At 70.7% G+C, this 3,746-nt stretch carries 3 protein-coding genes and 1 tRNA gene; 2 read left to right on the top strand and 2 right to left on the bottom strand.

What is annotated here, in order from left to right; genetic code table 11:
• On the top strand, nucleotides 1–1,379 hold a 1,379-nt coding region (locus tag JWQ92_RS01340; protein WP_297342653.1), incomplete at its 5' end, for a glycoside hydrolase family 65 protein.
• A 6-nt stretch (nucleotides 1,380–1,385) separates the two neighbouring features.
• Here the strand turns inward: JWQ92_RS01340 and radA are convergent.
• Nucleotides 1,386–2,711, bottom strand: a complete 1,326-nt coding sequence (radA, locus tag JWQ92_RS01335) for a DNA repair protein RadA (RefSeq protein ID WP_297342652.1) — start codon at nucleotides 2,709–2,711, stop codon at nucleotides 1,386–1,388.
• A 173-nt stretch (nucleotides 2,712–2,884) separates the two neighbouring features.
• Here radA and JWQ92_RS01330 point away from each other — a divergent pair.
• Nucleotides 2,885–2,974, top strand: a tRNA-Ser gene (locus JWQ92_RS01330).
• A 46-nt stretch (nucleotides 2,975–3,020) separates the two neighbouring features.
• Here JWQ92_RS01330 and JWQ92_RS01325 read toward each other — a convergent pair.
• Nucleotides 3,021–3,149, bottom strand: a complete 129-nt coding sequence (locus tag JWQ92_RS01325; RefSeq protein WP_297342651.1) for a hypothetical protein — start codon at nucleotides 3,147–3,149, stop codon at nucleotides 3,021–3,023.
• Between the last annotated feature and the right edge of the window lie 597 nt (nucleotides 3,150–3,746).

The raw sequence follows: 3,746 nt of genomic DNA, 5'->3' as shown, positions 1-3,746 counted from the left end.
ACTACTTCTGGGACACCGAGATCTATGTGATGCCGTTCCTCACGTACACGTCCCCGCTCTTCGGCCGCAACGCGCTGAAGATGCGCGAACGGATGCTGCCGGCCGCGCGCCGAAGGGCCCGCCAGCTGAACGAGGGCGGCGCGTTGTTCCCCTGGCGCACGATCAGCGGCGAGGAGGCGTCCGCCTACTACGCGGCCGGGACCGCGCAGTACCACATCAACGCCGACATCACGTATGCGATCGCGAAGTACGTGCGGGCGACGGGGGACGCGGACTTCCTCGCCCGCGGGGCGATCGACGTCGTCGTCGAGACGGCACGGCTGTGGACGACGCTCGGGTTCTGGCGCCGCACCGGTGGTGCATCGTTCCACATCCACGGCGTGACCGGGCCGGACGAGTACACGACCGTGGTCAACGACAACCTCTTCACGAACGTGATGGCCCGCTTCAACCTCCGGTACGCGGCGGAGTCCGTGCGGATCGTCGCCGACCAGTTCCCCGAGGCCTACTCGCGGATGATGGAGCGCGTCCAGTTCGACGAGGCGGAGATCGGCGAGTGGGAGCGTGCCGCCGAGGCGATGGTGATCCCGTTCTCGGACTCCTTCGGCATCCACCCGCAGGACGTGCACTTCCTCGACCGGGAGGTGTGGGACCTCGCGAACACCCCGGCGGACAAGCTGCCGCTGCTGCTGCACTTCCATCCGCTCGTCATCTACCGCTTCCAGGTGCTGAAGCAGGCGGACGTGGTGCTGGCCCTGTTCCTGCTCTCGGACGAGTTCTCGGACGAGATGAAGCGGGCCGACTTCGACTACTACGACCCGCTGACGACGGGGGACTCCACCCTGTCCGCCGTGGTGCAGTCGATCATCGCGGCCGAGATCGGCTATCGGGATCTCGCGCTCGAGTACTTCCACCACGCGCTCCTCGTCGACCTCGACGATCTGCACAACAACGCGAGCGACGGCGTGCACGTGGCGTCCGCCGGTGGCGTGTGGAGCTCGCTCGTGTACGGGTTCGGCGGCATGCGCGACGCGGGCGGCCACCTCACGTTCGACCCGAGGCTGCCGGCGGAGTGGCCGGAGCTGCGCTTCCGGATCCAGTGGCACGGCACGCGCCTGCAGGTGCGGGTGCGCCAGGACGTTTTCGTCGTCGACGTGCTGGACGGCGAGTCGGCCGAGTTCGAGGTGCGGGGCGAGCGCTACGTCGCGGAGGCGGGGACGACGCTGACGGTGCCGCTGCTCGGCCAGGGGCCGCACCTGCCCGGCCGGCCCTCGAGCGACCAGTTCAGCACGAATCGTCGGGACGACGGCTCGCTGATGACCGCGAGCCTGCCGATCGTGGGCGTGGACGACTGGGCGCCGGACGAGGAGCCGACCTGAGCCGGATCAGGCGAACGCCTGCTGGATCGCGCCCTTGATGGTGGCCACGTCGGGGCCGAGGTGCGTCGGGAAGCCGAGCCGGCGCGCCTCCGCTTCGCGGCGGGGCGCCTGTGCGGCCGGGCGGATCTCGCCGGCGAGGCTGATCTCGCCCGTCGCGCAGAGCGTCGGCGGGATCTCGGTGCCGCGGGCGGCGGAGGCGACGGCGAGGGCGATGGCGAGGTCGGCGCTCGGCTCCGAGAGGCGCACGCCGCCCACGGTCGAGACGTAGACGTCGGAGTCGAACAGGCGCACCGACGCGTGGCGCTCGAGCACCGCGAGCAGCATGGCGACGCGGTTGCCGTCGACCCCGTTGACGACGCGGCGCGGCTGAGGGGTCGTGGAGCGCACGACGAGTGCCTGCACCTCGACCGGCAGGGCCCGCCGGCCCTCCATCGCGATGGTCACGCAGGTGCCGGGCTCGGCCCCGACGCTCCTCGACAGGAACAGCCCGGTCGGATCCGGGACCTCCGCGATGCCGTCGCCGGTCATCTCGAAGCAGCCGACCTCGTCGGTGGGGCCGAAGCGGTTCTTGACGGCACGGACGAAGCGCAGCGCCGTGTGGCGGTCGCCCTCGAACTGGCAGACGACGTCGACGAGGTGCTCGAGCACGCGAGGGCCGGCGATCTGGCCGTCCTTCGTGACGTGCCCGACGAGCAGGATGGGCAGGTCGCGCTCCTTCGCCACCCGGGTGAGCGACGCGGCGACCTCCCGCACCTGGCCCGGTCCACCCGCGAAGCCGGTCGACTCGGCGGACGACACCGTCTGCACCGAGTCCACGATGACGAGGTCGGGCGACTCCTGCTCGATCTGCCCCAGCACGACGGCGAGGTCGGTCTCGGCGGAGAGCAGGAGCGTGGGCTGCATGGCGCCGGTGCGCTCGGCTCGGAGCCGCACCTGGCCGGGCGACTCCTCCGCGCTGACGTACAGCACGCGAGCGCCGAGCGCCGCGACGTGTGCGGCCACCGCGAGCAGCAGGGTGCTCTTGCCCACACCCGGCTCGCCGGAGAGCAGGATCACCGCGCCCGGCACGACACCGCCGCCGAGCACCCGGTCGAACTCCCCGACGCCCGTGCTGCGACGGCGCATCGCGTCGAACGGCACCTCGACGATCGGCTTCGCGCGGCGCGACGCCGGCACCTGGGCGGGCTGCACGCGACCGACCTGCGCGTCCGCCTCGACGACGGAGCCCCAGCTCTGGCACTCCCCGCATCGGCCCACCCACTTGGCCGTGCGCCAACCGCACTCCGTGCAGCGGTACCCCTGCGGCGTGGGCTTGGTGCGGGCGGTGGCCATGGATCGAAGGTACGTACGGGCACCGACATCGCCCGGGTCCACGACACGTGTCCCGGGCGCGCGCATCGGCGTCCTTCCGCGGCCGGATCGGGGGGTTTCCGGGCCGGTTCGGCTCCTCTCCGCGCAGTCCGGACAGCGGGACGAAGGGGCCGCCGTCCCGTACACTCGTCGGCGGTGGCGTGTCCGAGCGGCCGAAGGAGCATGTCTCGAAAACATGTGTGGGGGTGACTCCACCGTGGGTTCAAATCCCACCGCCACCGCCAGCTCGAGGGCCTCTCGATCCGCATGAACAAGCGGATCGAGAGGCGCTCAGCCGTTGAGCGACTCGTCGTCCGACCACATTTCGACCACATCTGTCGCGGCCAACCCTTGATCGAGACGGTCGGCGACGGCGTTCCGGTCATCCCCGACGAGGTCGCTGTAGACGTCGAGCGTCATGCTGGCGGACGCGTTGAGGTCGACGTCGATGCGTCGGCGATCGAGGTCGAGGCCCCGGCGGCCGAGCGCGATCGCCTCCCCATCGCAATCCGCAGTAGGCGAGCACGAGGACGAGCGGGCCTTCGTCGCCGGCGGCGATCGCTGGTGACGACACCTGCTCATGCGTCAGGTGCGCGTGCGGACGCCGTACTCTCCGCGGAAGCGTCACTCCGCGAGCGGGTTCGCCAGGATCCGAGAGCGCCAAGCGCCGTCCAGGAGGTGCATGCAGGCGCCAAGCCGGCTCCATCACAGTTCGAGCCTGCTCTCGAGCAGGAACGCGAGGCGGCCGCCCCGCTGCGGCCCGATGCGCGGCCAGCAGCCGTCCTCATCCACCCCTGCGCTCGTTGCTCCTGCGTCTCCTCCACCACTAACGTCTCTTTCAGCGTTCGAGGGACTCTGCGTCGCAGGCTAGAGGTGGGGCTCGGGCGCTCCGTACCGCTGTCGGGGAAGGACCCGGAGGCGCACGCGCTTCGATGCGAAGGGGGTTCAGCGATGCTGTCCGATGCTGCATTACCGGTGGTCGAGGCGACGCTTCCCGTGGTGGGGGAGCACATCCAG

Source organism: Amnibacterium sp., assembly GCF_025463795.1.
Taxonomy (GTDB): domain Bacteria; phylum Actinomycetota; class Actinomycetes; order Actinomycetales; family Microbacteriaceae; genus Amnibacterium.
This window is presented reverse-complemented; position numbering and strand designations above follow the sequence as displayed.